This is a genomic window from Kitasatospora humi (genome assembly GCF_020907985.1).
Lineage (GTDB): Bacteria > Actinomycetota > Actinomycetes > Streptomycetales > Streptomycetaceae > Kitasatospora > Kitasatospora humi.
Genome location: NZ_JAJJPA010000004.1, coordinates 75868 through 91249 on the forward strand (window position 1 = coordinate 75868; position 15382 = coordinate 91249).

The following is a 15382-nucleotide window of genomic DNA, read 5'->3' on the forward strand; positions in this document are numbered from 1 at the left end:
CCGGGCATCCCTCCAGTGTCCCCCATCGCCGAACCGCGCCGGAGTGGGTCCGCGGAACGCTACCGGTAGTCGGCGAGCACCAGCTCGAACTCCTCCAGGCTCAGCAGCCGGAACCCGCCGGCCCGGACGCCCTCGGAGCGAGCGGCCGCCTGCGGCCCGCGGGAGGCGGCCAGCGCCGCGCGGTCCGCCCAGAGCGTGCCCACCACGGCCCGGCCGCGGGCGCGGTCGAGGAGCATGGCCGCACCGGCGTTCCCCGGGATCGCCTGGAACTTCGGCAGCACCTGCTGGAAGGCCCGGACCGCCTGGTCGACCTTGGCCGGATCGAACTCCAGCCGGCCGAGCCGGAGTCCACCGCCGGCCTGCGCCCGCGCCGGCGCGTACGCCGCCACTTCCCAGACCTCGGTGACGGCGCTGGCCGCGAACGGCGCCAGCAGCTGCCCGCGGCGCTCCGCCAGCTGCTCGTCACTGCTCCGCTCGGCCTCCTCGGTCTCCCACCAGCTGGCCGTGGCCAGTTTGCCGAGCTCCCGGTCGGCGAACAGCCTGAAGCCGCGGTAGCCGGGCTGGTCCGCCAGCAGCTTGGGGGCCTCGGCGACCAGCCCGTCGATGGCTTCGTCGATCTTCGCGGGATCACCTGTCGCATAGGTCATGCGTACGTACATGGCACTTCCCCGTCGTCGCGTGTGGGTGTTCCTGATTACGACGCTCCTCCGGGGCCGGCCGGGGCACAAGGGCTACCGGACCGTAGGGGGCCGGGTTCCGCGCCCCGGCCGGTCGGACGCGGGCCACCCGGCGGGGGAACCGTCCGGCCGGGTGGCGATCGGCCGGTCAGCGGACGGTGACGTCGTCCACGTAGACGGAGGACTGGCCGGTGGCGCCGGGGGCGGGGACGAAGTCGACGCCCAGTTCGCACACCTGGTCGAGGTCGGGGACTCCGGCGAGGTTGAGGAAGAGCCGGGTGCCGTTGGAGTCCACGAACTGGCCGCGGTCGTCGTACCAGGCGCAGTTCGGGCCGGTGCGGATGTAGAGCTTGGCGAGGGTGCCGCCGGCCTGGTTGCCCCAGGGGGCGGTGCGGGCGTCCGCGGCGAGGGTGAGGCGGCCGCTCAGATCGGTGCGGGCGCCGCCGTAGTTCCGGTTCAGGACGGCCTCCTTCTGCTGGTCCAGCATCACGTCCGCCTTGAGCGAGTAACTGCCGTGCGAGGCCCATTCCTTGACTTGCCAGGGGCCGTTCAGCTGCTGGTAGGCGGTCCAGCCGTCGGTGCCGGTCTCGAAGTCCTCCAGCAGGGCGGTGGGACGGGCCGCGGTGACGTCGTCCACGTAGACCGAGGACTGGCCGGTGGCGCCGGGGGCGGGCGTGAAGTCGACCCCGATCTCGGTGACGTCGGAGAGGTCGGGGATGCCGGCCAGCGGCAGGGTGAGCATCGCGCCGTTGGAGCCGACCGCGGTGGCGCCGCTGTCGTACCAGGCGCCGGTGGGCCCGGTGCGGACGTAGAGCTTGGCGGTGGTGCCGCCGGCCTGGTTGCCCCAGGGGGCGGTGCGGGCGGCCGCCGAGATGGAGGCGTAGGCGCTGAGGTCGGTCTTGGCGGTGCGGTTCAGGAACACTTGCCGCTGGGCGGAGAGGTTGACGTCCGCCTTGAGTGAGTGGGTGCCCTGCGAGGCCCACTCGTTGACCTGCCAGGGGCCGTTCAGCTGCTGGTAGGCGGTCCAGCCCTCGGTGCCGGTCTCGAAGCCGCTGAGCAGGTCGACCGGGTCGGCGGGGGCGGGCGGTCCGGCGGCGGCGGTGGGGGTGGCGGCGAGGTCGACGTTGCCCAGGTTGACCGTCCACGGGTCGTTCATCAGGGCCGTGGCACCGGCGGGAGTCTGGTCGGCGAGGCCCCAGCTGTCGTTCCACGAGAGGAAGTAGGTGGTGGCCGGGTAGCGGTGGTGGATCGCGGTCGCCCACTGGCCGAAGTCGAAGGTGTTCTTGTCGGCGGCCGGCGGGTTGAGGTTGTTGTCGGTCGGCGCGCCGATCTCGGCGAAGGCGAACGGCTTGCCGAGGGCGGTCAGCGCGTCATAGCCCTGGGCGGCGGCCGGGTCGGACGCGTAGCAGTCCAGGCCGACGACGTCGGCGTAGGCGGCGCCCGGGTAGTAGCCGGCCGGGTCGGGGGTGTCGCAGAGCGCGGAGTAGACCCAGATCAGGTTGTGCAGGCCCTTGGACTGGGTCAGGTAGGTGTACATGTTCCGCCACACCGCGACGAAGTCGGCGTGCTGCTGACCGCTCCACCAGAAGGCCTGCTGGTAGGTGGAGTTCATCTCGTGCAGCGGTCGGAACAGCACCGGGACGTTCTGCGCGGCCAGCTGCTGCAGCCCGGCGGCCACCTGGTCCAGGGTGGCCCGCCACTGCTTGCCGACGGCCGTGGTCGGGTCGGTGAGCTGCGAGAAGTCGTTCAGGTGGACGTAGAGCCCGCCGACCGGCCGGGCGGGGTTGGGCGCGTGGAAGCTGACCGAGACCAGGCCGCCCTGCCGGGCCCAGTCGATCAGGCCGGCGTTGCAGGAGGTGTCGATGGTGGAGCCGGCGCCGTAGTCGCAGGCGACCAGGCCGGGGGTCTGGCCGGTGGTGCTGCGCACCGTGCTCAGCTGGGAGGCGACCTTCTCGTCGGCGGAGAAGGTCGAGCCGCTGTAGCCGCCGAAGAAGCCGGACAGCACCCGGTGGTCGGCCCGGTTCGGAAGTTGCGCCAGCCAGTTCAGCTCCTGCGAGGCGGCCGGGGTCGCCTGCGGGTCGGCCGGGGTGGCGGCGGTCGCCGCGGCCGCGGGGGCGGCGACGCCGGCCGGCAGCGGGAGCACGAGCGCCGCCGATATCAAGGCGGTACGGAGTCTGCGAAGCATGCTCCATTCCTAACAGGCAGTCAGGAACGGTCGTCGTCAGGCCAGCCAGACGTACGCGGCGAACCGGCCGGTGGGGTTGGCGCGGCGGTGCGAGAAGAGGTCGGGGTCCTCGATGGTGCAGCGGGGGTCGCGGCGGATGTCGGTGAGGCCGGCGCGGGTGAGTTGGGCGGCGATGCCGGCGGGCAGGTCCAGGGCGGGGGTGCCCTGGCGGGTGGTGGCGAAGGTCTCGGGGAGGACGGCGGCGGCCTCCTCGCGCATCGCGGCCGGGACCTCGTAGCAGCGGCCGCAGGCGGCGGGGCCGATCAGGGCGGTCATCCGGGCCGGCTCGGCGCCCGCCCCGGCCATCGCGGTGAGCAGGTTGACGGCGACGCCGGTCAGGGTGCCGGCCCGACCGGAGTGGGCGGCGCCGACCACCCGGGCGACGGGGTCGGCGAGCAGCACGGCCGCGCAGTCGGCGCCCAGCGAGGCCAGGGCGAGGCCGGGCTCGGTGGTCCAGACTCCGTCCAGCGGCGGGGTGTCGCCGTGCCACGGGCGCTCCACCCGCTGCACGTCGGGGCTGTGCACCTGGCGCATCCAGACCACCCGCTCCGGAGCCAATCCGAGCTGTCGGGCGGTCAGTCGGCGGTTCTCCAGGACGTTCGGGTAGTCGTCGGCGGTGGCGCCGCCGAGGTTGCGGCTGCCGAACGGCTGCGGGCTGACCCCGCCGTGCCGGTCGGTGACGGCGTAGCGGATGCCGGGGGCGAGCTCGTGGGACTCCATGGCAGGCACCCTAGTCGCCGGCCAGTTCGGCGACACCGGTGATCCGGTGCAGCGCGAAGGTGGTGACCTTCTCGGCGTGGTGGTCGAAGGCCGTGACGAAGCCGCCCTCCACCTTGACCGGGTCGATCACCCGCTGGGTGGCCAGCCCCTCGGCGTTGACGTAGCCGATCCACATCCGCTCGCCGAGCAGCACCGCCGTCTGCAGCGCCGCCAGGGTGTCGGCGGCCGCGGTGCGCGGGAGTTGGCGCGCCGCGGCGGGGCCGGGCACGGCCTGGCGGCGCTGGGCGGTGGCCGCGTGGTCGCCGGCCCGGATCGCCTTGACGGCGGCGCCGAGCAGCACCTCGTCCGGGGCGGCCGGGCCGTCGGCGACCGGCACCGGCGGGGTGCGCGGCGGGGTGCGGTGGGCGTCCGGGCGGGTGATCAGCAGGTCGCCCTCGGCGGATTCGGCGGCCGGCGCGTAGCCCATCGCGCGCAGCACCGAGAGCACGGTGTCGGGCAGCGCCTGGGCGGCCAGCACGGTCGGGGCGAGCAGCCGCAGCCGCAGCTCGGCGGCCCGGCGGTCGGCCAGCACCTCGCTCAGCAACGCCGGGTCGTCGCAGCGCAGGTAGGCCGAGGCGGCGCCGACCCGGAGCACGCCGTGCCGCCGGGCCACGTCGTCGATCAGGTAGGCGAGCGGCTGCGGGACGGCGGTGCGGGAGTGCTGCGCCAGGAAGCCGTGCAGCTCGGCGGCGGTGCGGCCGGCGTCCAGCGCGCGGCGCACCGAGTCGGGGCTGAACCGGTAGACGGTGGCGCCGCCCTTGGACTCGACGTCGGCGCACAGCGCCAGCGCGTGGGCCAGCGGGGTGAGCAGCGGCCCGGGGGCGATCGCGGTCAGGTCGGGCTGCAGGATCACCTGGTCCAGCGGTTCGGGCAGCAGCGGGGTGAGCACCGGCACCGGATCCCGGCCGGCCAGCAGGGCTCGCCCGGCGGAGCCGAGCGCGCCGCGGCCGGTGACGCCGAGCAGTTCGGCCTCGGTCAGCGTGAACCCGGTGAGGCGGGTGCGCAGGTCGCGCCCGTCCGGGCCGGTGGCGCCGCCGCGCAGCGGGCGGTGCCAGCGCAGCACGGGGAGCAGCGCGTCGGCGTCCGCCGTGCCGCCCGGGGGCAGGGTGGCGAGCAGGCTGAGCACGGCGCGGCGGGTGGTGGGGGCGAGCACCCGGTCCAGGTCGGGGCCGAGTGCCGGGCGGGCCTTGCCCTTGCCGTCCACGCTGCCGACCAGCCCGGCCACCCGGGTGGCGGCCAGCCAGCTGCCGACCAGCGCGGTCCAGCGCTCGGCGGTCGGCTGCTGCAGCCACTGGTCGTAGGCGGGCGTGGGGGCCCACACCTCGCCGGCCTCGCCGTCGGGGGCCAGCAGCCCGGCGCCGTAGGCGATTTCCAGCCAGAAGGCGGTCTCCGGCTCGGTGCGGTCGAGGGCGGTGGCGGTGCGCTTGAGGTCGCGCACGCCCAGGCCGCCGGCCCGCAGCACCGGCGGCGGCTGCAGGCCCCACAGCTCCAGCAGCTCTTCGACGGTCTGCACGGCGGTGTGGGCCTGCCCGGCCGCCGCGTTGTCCACAGCCTGTGGATCGCGCTCGGCGCCCGGCACCAGCGGTGGCGGCCCCGGCTCGACCAGCCGGTGGCTCCGCCCGCCGCGCAGGTGCAGGGCCAGCTCCCGGGGCAGCACCACGGTGCCGGGGCCGGAGGGCAGCAGCAGGCCCCGGGCCAGCAGCCACTCGATCGGACTGCGCGCCTGCTCGGCGGTGACCGGTCGGGTCGCGTCCGGCACGGTGCCGGTGGGCGGGCCCCAGACCAGCTTCTCCAGCACCCCGAGCGCGGCCGGCGGGGCCCCGGCGAGCAGCGCGGCGCACCGCTCGCGGTCGGTGAGCAGCTCGGTGAGCGCGGCGACGGCGGTCACCGGGTCCGGGGTCCCGGGCAGCCCGGCGCCGTGCACCAGCTCCTGCAGGCGGGCCGGCGACATGCCCAGGGTGGCTTCGGACAGGGTGGGGCCGAGCCCGGTGCCGTCGGGGGCGGTGGCGGTCGGCGCGAGCGCCTCGCGCACCGCGATCACCAGGCGCAGGGCGCTGTCCGGACCCCAGACCAGGGCCCGCTCGCGCAGGGCGGCCAGCGCGCCGGGCAGCGCGGCGAGCACCGCCGAGCGGTCCACCGGCTCGGCGCCCGGGTGCGGTTTGACGCCGCGCGCCGGACCGGCCAGCAGATCGCGCAGCACCGTGCTCGGGGTGCCGTCGGGGGCGGCGGCCAGCGCCTCGGCGACCTGCAGGGTGAAGGCGTCCAGGCGCTCCAGCGCGCGCAGCGCGGAGGCCCGGCTGGAGAGCCGGGCGACCAACTGGGTCAGGTCGCCGGGCACCGGGTTGAGCAGATCGGGGCGCAGCCGCAGCAGGGTGGCGAGCTCCTGGTCGGTGCCGGCGCGCAGCTCGTCGGCGAGGGTGCGGGCACGGGACCGGCCCGGTCGTCCGTTCGGCTCGGTGGTCATCCGATCCAGGGTAGTCGCCGCCGGGGTGCGGCGGGGCGGGAGCACGAACCCGGGCCGGATCGACCCACCGCCGGTCCGGGAGGAGGACGCATGGCGGGCTCGCAACGGCGGCGGTCAGTCGGTAGCGTCAGCGGACGGCGGGGCCTGGAGCACGGAACAGGGTGGCGGGCGATGGCGGGTGACCAGACGGGCCAGGGGCCCGTTGACGAGCCCTCGGGCGCGGGGGCGCCGGGGCTGACCGGGGGGCTCTCCGGCGGCGAGTGGTGGCAGGCGGGCGGGCCGGGGCGGTCGCTCGACGGCGGCGCCGGGGAGCCGGCCGACGACGGCGTCTACCTCGCCGGGCCCGCAGGGCCGGTGCGGCAGCGCGGGTCGGGGCCGGCGGTCCCGGAGCGGCCGGGCACCCCGCCGTCCGTGCCGGTGCCGTCCGTCCCGGTGCCGCCCGGTGCGGGTCGGGCGTTCACGGCGGCGGACTTCCCCGGGTGGGACGCCGTCACCATCGACTTCCCCTTCGAGGACGATCCCGAGGACGCCGACGGCCCCGGGGCGGGCACCAAGAAGCTGATCCCCAGCCAGCGCACCGGCGCGGCCGCCGAGGAGGCGGCGGCCGGGGACGGCTCGGACGCCCAGGAGCCCGCCGCCGCGCGGCAGCGCTCCTTCCTCGCCGGCCGCCGCCCCTCGCCGTTGCTGCTGCTGGCCGCCCTGGTGCTGGTCGGCGGGGCGGTGACCGGGCTGTTCCTGGTGCTGCTGATCGGCTGGGGCCTGGTCTACCTCTCCAAGGCGCTGGGCGACCTGACCAAGAAGTTCGCGGTCTTCGGCATCCCGCTGGTCACCATGAGCACCTCGACGCTCTGGTACTGGGGCCGCGCCCAGGGGAACTGGGGCGCACCGCTGGCCTCGGGCTCGCCGATGACGCACGCGGCGATGATGGCGGCCCCCGCGGTGCTGCGGATCGCGGCGGTGGGCACCGCGCTGTTCGTCACGGCGATCGCCATGCGGCGCCGCAGGGCGTAGCGGGCGTCAGCCCCGCAGCGCGGTGGTGTAGCGGATCGCCGTCCGCCGCCGCAGGCTGCCGTCGGGCGCGGCCAGCCGCGCCAGCTCGGCCAGCACCGCCCGCCGGGCCTCGTCCAGCCGCGCGGCCGGGATCGCCTCCAGCGCCGCCCGCCAGCCCCCGGCCCGCTGGGCCTGCCACCAGGCGTCGGCGCTCGGGTAGTGGGTGACCGCCGGGTGCTCGTGGCTGCGGACGTCGGTGAAGCCGGCCCGGTGCAGCAGGTCGGCGGCCTCCTCGGGGCTGCGGCCCAGCGCGTTGTAGCGGGCGGCCCTGCTCTGCCGCAGCCGGGCGAGTTGCGGCGGCAGGAACGCGTTGAGCGCCGCGCCGGGGCGCTCCCACCCCGGGGCGTCCGCACCGAACGCGGTGAAGCCGAACCGCCCGCCCGGCACCAGCACCCGGTGCAGCGAGTCCAGGGCCGCCACCGGGTCCGGCGTGAAGATCACCGCGAACGAGGAGAGCGCCGCCTCGAAGGAGCGGTCCGGGAAGCCCAGCGCCTCCGCGTCGTCCACCCGGACCCGGACGTTGCGCAGCCCCCGCCCGGCGGCCTGCGCGGCGGTCGCCCGGACCATGCCGTCGGCCAGGTCGACGCCGACCACGTAGCCGTCCGGCCCGACCTCGGCGAGCGCGGCGAACAGCACCGCGCCCCGCCCGCAGCCCACGTCCAGCACCCGGTCGCCGGGGCGCAGCCCGGCCAGTCGCGCCAGCCGGGCGCCGATCGGGTTGAAGAATCCGCCGTTGGCCGCGTCGTACTCCTCGGCGGCGAGCGAGAAGCCGTGGGCCAGGGCCTGCTTGCGGCGGTGCGCCGCGACCGCCGGATCGGCGGATGGCCCACCTCGGAACTGAGTGTCCGTCATGTCGCCCATGGTGATCCTGCTGTGGCGTTCGTCACAAGGGTCGGGTACCAGGCGCCCGGCATCATCGGCAGCTGACCGAGCACCGGTCCGCGCCGGTGCGGCCGATCCCCTCGAACCCGAGCCGCTGGTCCACCCGGCACATCCGGCCCGCCCGATGCGCCCGGCGCACCCGGCAAACCGCTACGCCTGGCAGGCCCGGAACACCCGGCCCGCCCGGCGCGCCCGGCCCGCCCGGTGCGGCCGGCAGGCGGAGTGCGTCCGGTCGGATCGCCGGAATCCGGTGGTGGGCCCGCATAGGGTGGAGGGCATGTCTGCGTTCACCGTCGGTTTCGACCTCGACATGACCCTGCTGGACACCAGGCCCGGGATCGCGTCGACCCACCGGGCGCTGTCGGCCGAGACCGGCGTCTTCATCGACGCCGACCTGGTGGTGACCCGGCTGGGTCCGCCGCTCACCGTGGAGCTGGCCAACTGGTTCCCGGCCGAGCGCGTCGAGGCGGCGGCCGACCGCTACCGCGAGCTGTACCGGGAGCACGCCTTCGCGCCCACCGTGCCGCTGCCCGGCGCGCTGGCGGCGGTCGAGGCGGTCCACCGGGCGGGCGGCCGGGTCGCGGTGATCACCGGCAAGTACGAGCCCAACGCCAGGCTGCACCTGGAGCACGCCGGCATCGACTACGACGCGCTGGTCGGCGACCTGTGGGCGGAGACCAAGGGTGCGGCGCTGCGCGAGCTGGGCGCGCAGGTCTACGTCGGCGACCACCTGGGCGACATCGTCGGCGCCCGCTCCGGCGGTGCGCTCGCGGTCGGGGTGGCCACCGGCCCGTACGACGCCGAGCAGTTGGCCGCGGCCGGCGCCGACGTGGTGCTGGCCGACCTGACCGGGTTCCCCGCCTGGCTGGCCGGCTACCGCGCCGCCGAGCCCGCGCCGGTGGACTGACCGGCGGCGGCCGGCTCGGCGGCATCGGCCCGGCGCCGCTGCGCCCGGGCCGAACCGAACAGGCCGACCAGCGCCAGCAGGAAGCCCAGCGGCATCAGCATGCTCGCGAAATAGGCCGGGGTGGGCAGCGGGGTGAGGTGGAAGAACAGCGGGATGAAGGTCACCACCGTGGCCAGCGCCCCGACGATGAAGACCACCGCTCCCGCCTTGACCAGGCGCTCGCCGGATTCCCGCACCGCTGACTCCTTCTCGGCCGATCTGCGCACGACGCCCCCAGTCTCCCACGCGCTCCCGGAATATCCCTGCCGGCGGGTTTACGAACGACTAAACTGACCGCCCGTCACCTGCGCGGATGTCGACGCCGTCACTGGCTGCGGTTCGCCGGGGACAGGGAGTTTCGAACTCCCTGTGACGGGGGTATGCAGGTGTCGCACGGGGTCAACCCGATCCCGCATTCCAGTCAGGGGGTGTGCCATGACGACCGCCGAACGGCCGTCGCCCGGCCGTGCCGTGCCCTGGCCGGCCCGCCACGGCAGACTCCAGCGGAAACCCTGGGTCGTGTGCGAGTGAAACCCCCGACTGCCCGTCCGCCCCAGCGCTGACGGCTTGCCGCGCACCGGCCCCGCCGCCCACGCGGCCGACCCGGTCCGCCCCCACTTTCCCCCAAGGCCCTGACGACGACGCCAAGGTGCCTTCACACACACGAGGACATTCGAGATGCCCACCGGCCAGGTCAAATGGTTCAACGAGACGAAGGGTTTCGGCTTCCTGTCGCGGGACGACGGTGAGGACGTCTTCGTCCACAGCAAGGCGCTGCCCGCCGGAGTCAGCAGCCTCAAGCCGGGGCAGCGGGTGGAGTTCGGTGTGGTCGCGGGGCACCGCGGCGAGCAGGCGATGGGGGTCACCTTGCTCGACGCACTGCCTTCGGTGGCCGCGGCCCAGCGCCGCAGCGCCGACGACATGGCACCGATCGTGCAGGACCTGATCACCATGCTGGACGCCGTCCTGCCGGGCCTGCAGCACGGCCGCTACCCGGCCAAGGCGACCGGCCAGAAGCTGGCCCAGGCCCTGCGTGCGGTCGCCGACCAGTTCGACGTCTGAGACGCCGGGGACGTCTGACGTTCCCCACGTCTGAGGCGTCTCCCCGCGTCTGAGGCGTGTCCTCACGTCTGACGGCGTTTGAGGAACACACGGCGTCCGAGGACGTGCAACGACGTCCGAGGCGCCGGGCGCGCCGGCCCAGTCCTACGGGAAGGCCAGCGCGTCCGGCGCCACCGGCGGCACCAGCCCCTGTGCCGCCGCCCGGTCGAGCAGTCCGCGCACCGCCGCGTAGCCGTCCTCGCCCAGCTCGGCGGTGAACTCGTTCACGTAGAGCGCGATGTGCTGGTCCGCCACCGCCGGGTCCATCTCCTGCGCGTGCGCCAGCACGTACTCCCGGGAGGCCGCCGGGTCGTCCCACGCGGCCCGCACCGAGGCGGAGACCGCGGCGGCCAGCTCGCGCAGCCGCGGCGCGCCCAGCGAGCGCTTGGCGATGATCGCGCCCAGCGGGATCGGCAGCCCGGTGGCCGCCTCCCAGGCCTCGCCCATGTCGGCGAGCTTGACCAGCCCGTAGTTCTGGTAGGTGAACCGCGCCTCGTGGATCACCAGCCCGGCGTCCACCTTGCCGTCCCGCACCGCCGGCATGATCTCGTGGAACGGCAGCACCACGATCTCGCCCAGCCCGCCCGGCACCGCCCCGGCCGCCCAGAGCCGGAACAGCAGGTAGGCGGTGGACCGCTCGCTGGGCACCGCCACGGTCCTGCCGGTCAGGTCCCCGGCGGTCTCCGGCCGGGTGAGCACCAACGGCCCGCAGCCGCGCCCCAGTGCTCCGCCGCAGGGCAGCAGCGCGTACTCGTCCAGCAGCCAGGGCAGCGCCGCGTAGCTCACCTTGAGCAGGTCGAGCTCGCCGCGCTCGGCCAGGCCGTTGGTCACGTCGATGTCGGCGAACAGCACCTCGGGCACCTCGGCACCGGGGAGCAGGCCGTGCGTCCAGGCGTGGAAGACGAAGGTGTCGTTGGGGCAGGGCGAGTACGCGATCCGCAGCGGCTCAGCCACGTCGGGCCTCCTCGAACGTCAGGTGCGTCAGGTGAGCAGGGAGTCGTACGGCAGGCGCGCGAAGGCCCGTTCCAGGGCGCCCAGTGCCTCGCCGATCCGCCAGGTGGCCCGGTCCCGGGGGCCGACGGGGTTGGAGACGGTGCGCAGTTCCAGCACCGGCACGCCGCGCCGGGCGGCGGCCTCGGCCACCCCGAAGCCCTCCATCGCCTCGGCCACCGCGCCCGGGTGGCGACGGCTCAGCTCCGCGGCCCGTTCGGCGCTGCCGGTGACGGTGGAGACGGTGAGCACCGGCCCGACGGCGGCGCCGAGGGCCTCGGCCACCCGGGCGACGGCGGTCGGCGGCGGGGTGTGCGCGACGCTGCCGAACCCCAGCTCGGCCACGTCCTGGAAGCCGTCCGGGGTACGCACGCCCAGGTCGGCGGCGACGATTCGGTCCGCGACCACGGTGGCGCCGATCGGCGCGGCGGGTGCGAAGCCGCCGGCGATGCCGGCCGAGACCACCAGCGGATGGGCCTCGGCGGCCAGTGCGAAGGCGGTGGCCGCGGCGGCGGCGGCCGGGCCGACCCCGGCGGTCACCACCAGCACCCGGCCGGGCGGCGCGCCGCGCAGCACCGCCTCCGCCTCGGCGCCCACCGCGACGACCACGAGCAGCCGACCGGCGTGGGTCGGCTGCTCGGCGGCGCGGTGCGGCGGGGTCACTGGCCCTGGGTCTGGCCCTGGGGGGTGTCCTGCGACTGGGTGCCGACCGGCGCCGCGTTGTTCCGCAGGTTGACGAACCAGACGGCGAGGACGCCCGGCTTGGCCGTGTTGGCGGTGTTCGGGTCGAACTCGACCACGGTCAGGGTGGTGTCCCGCTCCTGGGTCAGCACGTCGACCGCCGGGACCAGCCCGGAGAAGGTGTTGTCCTTCTGGTACGCCGCGATCGAGGCGCTGCCCTGGCCGCCGCCGCCGTTGGTGTAGGCCCGCCAGCCGTTCTTGGCGGTGTTGAGGTCCACCCCGACGCCGATCCGGTCGACGCTGCTGATGTCGACCGACTTGAACTTGGACGGGTCGTTGAGGAGGTTCTGGCACGCCTGGTTGGCGGCGTCGTCCAGCGGCTTCCCGCCGTTGTAGCAGGACGGCTCGAAGCGCTGGGAATCGCGGCCGACGGTGACGGTCGCCTGGGTGGACAGCGGCTCGGTCTGGCTGGAGGCGTACGCGATGGACCCGCCGAGCGTGCCGGCGCCGATCACGACCACGGCGCCGAGGGCGGCGATGACACGGTTGTCGAGACTCATGGACGAAGGCTATCCAACTCCGCCGCTCACGCGACGCGGGGGTGCGGTGCGCCACGGCGAGCACCGAGCCGCTTCAGGCTCACCAGCGTCCACACCATGGCCACGGCGAGCACCCCGGTGGCCACCGCGAGCCCCAGCGTGCCGTCCAGCGGCAGCAGGATGCCGACCGTGCCGCCGATCACCCAGCACAGCTGCATCAGGGTCTCCGAACGGGCGAAGGTCGAGGTGCGGACCGTCTCCGGCACGTCGCGCTGGATCAGCGCGTCCAGTGCCAGCTTGGCCAGCGAGGCGGCGATGCCCGCCACCGCGGCCACCAGCATCACGGTGCCCAGGCCGTACCAGACCGTGCTGGCCACCGCGGCGGCGGTGGCCGGCACCAGCATCGTGGTGATGATCGTCTCCGAGCCCCGGGCACGCAGCCAGGAGCCGAACACCGAGCCGAGCGCGTTGCCGCCGCCGGCCGCCACCGCCAGCAGGGCCAGCGACTGCGTCGGGGAGAGCCCGCCGACCGGGGCGACCCGCAGCAGGAAGGCGAGGAAGAGGGTGAGGAAGCCGGTCAGCCAGCGCAGCGAGGCCACCGCGCGCAGCCCGAGCACCACGGCGGGGCCGACCGTGCGCAGCTTGCCGGTGGCCCGGCCGGCCGCCGGCTGCCGCCCGGTGGCCGGCCACCGCTCGTCGGTGGCCGCCGGGTCGGGCTCGGCGCGCGACACGGCGCGCTGCTCGTCGGTGGCCGCCGGGTCGGGCTCGGCGTGCAGCACCGCGCGCTGCTCGCCCTTGGCCGAGTCCACCTGGTGCGGCAGGTGGAACGCCATCAGGGCGCCGATCAGGAAGACCACGAAGGCGCCGCGCAGCGGCCAGCCCGGGCCGAGCAGGTGCAGCAGCCCGCCCACCCCGGCGGCCAGCCCGGTGGCCAGCAGCCCGGCCAGGGTCACCCGGGAGTTGGCCTTGACCAGCGTCACCCGGGCCGGCTTGAGCCGCGGCACCACCACGCTGCGCACCACGCCGTACGCCTTGGAGCAGACCAGGCAGCCCAGCGCCGCCGGATAGAGCGCCAGGCTGCCGCTCACCACCGCGCCGGCCATGGACCAGGCCAGCACCGCCCGGACCAGCATCGACGTGGCCATCGCGGCCCGCCGGCCGTGCGGCAGCCGGTCGAGCAGCGGGCCGATCACCGGGGCCAGCACCGCGAACGGCGCCATGGTGACCAGCAGGTAGAGCGCCACCCGGCCGCGCGCCTCGTCGGTGGGCACCGAGAAGAAGATGGTGGAGGCCAGCGCGATGGTGATCAGCATGTCGCCGAAGGAGTTCAGCGCGTGCAGCTCGATCAGGCTCGCCAGCCCGGACTCCCCGGCGCCCTGGGCCGAGGTGGCCTTGCGGATCCGGCGACCGGTGGACCGCACCGCCTTGCCGGTGCCGCTCCCGGCGGCCGAGGCGCCGCGCAGCAGCAGGTTGCGCCGCGGGCGGGTGTCCACGGGAGCCGTCTCGGGCGCCCTGGGCCGCCAGGGCGGCGCGGGCTCCGGCGGCGCCGGAAGGTCTTCGCGCAGCGCCGCATCGGCCGCCGGCCGCGGACCGTCCTCCGCGGCGGGGACCGCCGACTGCTGTCCCGGCACACCGCCCGCCTGCGCCGCCGTCCGGTCGGCCGGTGGCGGGTCCTTCGGGTCCGCACCGCTCGACCCGGCGGTGGACCGGGCGTGCTGCGACGGGTTGTCGTCCGTCACACCGCCATCCTGCCCGACGAACCGGACAGCTGCGGGGCATTGGCCCCGCGCGGCGCGGCCGGGTCGGCGCGGTGGCCGCCGGTCCGGTTCGCCGGGCTGTCGCCGAGCCCTTCTTGACGGGTAGCCTGCTGTCCGCGTGCCGCTGCGCCGGACCGCGCGCGTCTGCCTCGGCCGGAGCCGGCGGCGGCGCGGCCGGTCCCCGCAGGGCTCCGGGTCACGCAGAATAGGGCGGTGAGCCGGTTCTGACCGGCCGATGACCGCGACCGGCCCGGCGGCCCCGGACGGTTCAGAACGGCCCGGGCGAGCGACCGGGCGACTAGGCTGCAGGTAAGAAGACTGGAGAGAACCGACGCCGTGAGTGCTGCGATGCGAAGCCGTACCCCAGACCGGCTCTGTGCCGAGGCCGTCGAACTCGCCAGGCAGGCAGCGGTCGAGTCGGTCGGCGCCGAGGTCGTCGGCGAGCACCTGGCGGCGCGCGCCGAGGCCGAGCGGGTGGTCACCCACACCTTCGAATGCCTGGACCCGGCCTACCGCGGCTGGCACTGGGCGGTGACCGTGGCCCGCGCGCCGCGCGCCAAGGTGGTCACCCTCGACGAGGTCGTGCTGCTGCCCGGCCCGGACGCGGTGCTGGCCCCGGAGTGGGTGCCGTGGAGCGAGCGGCTGCGCCCGGGCGACCTGGGCCCCGGCGACCTGCTCCCGACCGACGCGGACGACCTGCGCCTGGAGCCGGGCTGGACCGGCGACGACGAGCCGGCCGCCCCCAGCGCCGCCCTCTTCGACCGCGAGGACGACCTCGTGGTGAGCGACCCGCACGTGCAGCCGGCGCCGGCCCGCGCGCAGATCGGCGCGGTCGCCGACGAGCTCGGCATGAACCGCCCCCGGGTGCTCTCCCGGCTCGGCCTGCACCTGGCCGCGGACCGCTGGGAGAAGACCCACGGCCCGCAGACCCCGATGGCCCAGTCGGCGCCCGCCACCTGCACCAGCTGCGGCTTCCTGATCCCGATCGGCGGCTCGCTGGGCCAGGCGTTCGGCGTCTGCGGCAACGAGTTCGGCCCGGCCGACGGCCAGATCGTCTCGCTCGCCTACGGCTGCGGCGGGCACTCCGAGGCCGCGGTGCTGCCGGCCCCGCCGGTGCCGGCCGAGCTGATCCTGGACGAGACCGTCGTCGAGCCGCTGCACCTGCACCCCGACCGGGCCGGCGGCTCGGTCGAGCCCGACGCCCCGGCCGAGGAGCTGGGCCACTCCTGACCAGCGCCTGAGCCGCCCGGGTCCACGTCCGCTGGGCCCGGGTGGGGCACCGGCGCGGTCTGTCGGCGAAACGCGAGAGAAT

The 15382-nt window shown here is 75.6% G+C and carries 14 protein-coding genes; 4 read left to right on the forward strand and 10 right to left on the reverse strand.

Annotation, left to right across the window (positions count from 1 at the left end):
- Window positions 1-59: 59 nt before the first annotated feature.
- The 4 genes from LN042_RS06020 to LN042_RS06035 form a co-directional block, all read right to left on the reverse strand.
- Window positions 60-659, reverse strand: a complete 600-nt coding sequence (locus LN042_RS06020; RefSeq protein WP_230049160.1) for an antibiotic biosynthesis monooxygenase family protein — start codon at window positions 657-659, stop codon at window positions 60-62.
- A gap of 166 nt (window positions 660-825) precedes the next feature.
- Window positions 826-2862, reverse strand: coding sequence for a glycosyl hydrolase (locus tag LN042_RS37165; protein ID WP_283843580.1), 2037 nt, complete (start codon window positions 2860-2862; stop codon window positions 826-828).
- 36 nt (window positions 2863-2898) lie between these two features.
- Window positions 2899-3621 carry a peptidoglycan editing factor PgeF gene (gene pgeF / locus LN042_RS06030; RefSeq protein WP_230049161.1) on the reverse strand — a complete coding sequence of 241 codons (723 nt, stop codon included), beginning with the start codon at window positions 3619-3621 and terminating at the stop codon, window positions 2899-2901.
- Window positions 3622-3631: 10 nt separating this feature from the next.
- Window positions 3632-6124 carry a helicase-associated domain-containing protein gene (locus LN042_RS06035; protein ID WP_230049163.1) on the reverse strand — a complete coding sequence of 831 codons (2493 nt, stop codon included), beginning with the start codon at window positions 6122-6124 and terminating at the stop codon, window positions 3632-3634.
- Window positions 6125-6295: 171 nt separating this feature from the next.
- Here LN042_RS06035 and LN042_RS06040 point away from each other — a divergent pair, with 171 nt between their 5' ends.
- Window positions 6296-7135, forward strand: coding sequence for a hypothetical protein (locus LN042_RS06040; protein WP_230049165.1), 840 nt, complete (start codon window positions 6296-6298; stop codon window positions 7133-7135).
- Window positions 7136-7141: 6 nt separating this feature from the next.
- Here LN042_RS06040 and LN042_RS06045 read toward each other — a convergent pair whose 3' ends face one another.
- Window positions 7142-8026, reverse strand: coding sequence for a methyltransferase domain-containing protein (locus tag LN042_RS06045; RefSeq protein WP_230049167.1), 885 nt, complete (start codon window positions 8024-8026; stop codon window positions 7142-7144).
- Window positions 8027-8333: 307 nt separating this feature from the next.
- On the opposite strand from LN042_RS06045, the gene LN042_RS06050 reads away from it, so the two are divergent.
- Window positions 8334-8963, forward strand: coding sequence for an HAD family hydrolase (locus LN042_RS06050; RefSeq protein ID WP_230049169.1), 630 nt, complete (start codon window positions 8334-8336; stop codon window positions 8961-8963).
- On the opposite strand, the gene LN042_RS06055 is transcribed toward LN042_RS06050, so the two are convergent.
- Complete coding sequence (locus LN042_RS06055) at window positions 8930-9199, reverse strand: hypothetical protein (protein WP_230049171.1); 270 nt, start codon at window positions 9197-9199, stop codon at window positions 8930-8932. The two genes, LN042_RS06050 and LN042_RS06055, sit on opposite strands and share 34 nt — an antisense overlap.
- A 481-nt stretch (window positions 9200-9680) precedes the next feature.
- Between LN042_RS06055 and LN042_RS37170 the strand changes: the two genes are divergently transcribed.
- Window positions 9681-10064 carry a cold-shock protein gene (locus LN042_RS37170; protein ID WP_283843581.1) on the forward strand — a complete coding sequence of 128 codons (384 nt, stop codon included), beginning with the start codon at window positions 9681-9683 and terminating at the stop codon, window positions 10062-10064.
- A 144-nt stretch (window positions 10065-10208) separates the two neighbouring features.
- Here the strand turns inward: LN042_RS37170 and LN042_RS06065 are convergent, their stop codons facing one another.
- The 4 genes from LN042_RS06065 to LN042_RS06080 are packed head-to-tail and all read right to left on the reverse strand — an operon-like array spanning window position 10209 to window position 13776.
- Entirely contained in the window at window positions 10209-11057 is an 849-nt protein-coding gene (locus LN042_RS06065; protein WP_230049173.1) for a 1,4-dihydroxy-6-naphtoate synthase, read from the reverse strand.
- Between the two features lie 27 nt (window positions 11058-11084).
- Window positions 11085-11756, reverse strand: a complete 672-nt coding sequence (locus LN042_RS06070; protein ID WP_230049175.1) for a futalosine hydrolase — start codon at window positions 11754-11756, stop codon at window positions 11085-11087.
- Window positions 11753-12334: a hypothetical protein gene (locus tag LN042_RS06075; RefSeq protein ID WP_230049177.1), complete on the reverse strand. Its 582-nt coding sequence runs from the start codon at window positions 12332-12334 to the stop codon at window positions 11753-11755. Before LN042_RS06075 ends, LN042_RS06070 begins: the two co-directional genes overlap by 4 nt.
- A gap of 26 nt (window positions 12335-12360) precedes the next feature.
- The gene (locus LN042_RS06080; RefSeq protein ID WP_249800710.1) at window positions 12361-13776 is read right to left on the reverse strand and encodes an MFS transporter; all 1416 of its coding nucleotides are present in this window, start codon (window positions 13774-13776) and stop codon (window positions 12361-12363) included.
- 642 nt (window positions 13777-14418) lie between these two features.
- Here LN042_RS06080 and LN042_RS06085 point away from each other — a divergent pair.
- Entirely contained in the window at window positions 14419-15300 is an 882-nt protein-coding gene (locus LN042_RS06085) for a DUF3027 domain-containing protein (RefSeq protein ID WP_230049179.1), read from the forward strand.
- Window positions 15301-15382 lie beyond the last annotated feature (82 nt).